The organism is Alkalihalophilus lindianensis, from assembly GCF_032843265.1.
Lineage (GTDB): Bacteria > Bacillota > Bacilli > Bacillales > Bacillaceae_D > Alkalihalophilus > Alkalihalophilus lindianensis.
This window is the reverse complement of the sequence record NZ_JAWJBA010001118.1, coordinates 1-231: the sequence shown is the minus strand read 5'-3', so window position 1 is coordinate 231 and position 231 is coordinate 1. Positions and strand designations below refer to the sequence as shown.

Genomic DNA, 231 nt, shown 5'->3' with positions numbered 1-231 from the left:
CCGCGTGCAACGCATCTACGGCGGCACGAATGAGATCATGAAGCTGCTGATCGCGCGGACGCTGTGACAGCCCGCTTGCGCGAATGTACAGAAATCTGTACATTCGCGCCATGAACGCGATGTCCGTCACCGAACTCCGCAAGAACCTCGCCTCCGCTATCGACCGGGTGACGGCGGATCATGACTACACCATCATCACGCGCGAAGGCGGGAAGCCGGCTGCGGTGCTGA

The 231-nt window shown here is 61.0% G+C and carries 1 protein-coding gene; it reads left to right on the top strand.

Annotated features, from left to right (window positions below; genetic code table 11):
• Positions 1 to 83: 83 nt before the first annotated feature.
• The coding region (locus RYX56_RS26885) for a type II toxin-antitoxin system Phd/YefM family antitoxin (protein ID WP_500660741.1) at positions 84 to 231 on the top strand (148 nt) is incomplete at its 3' end.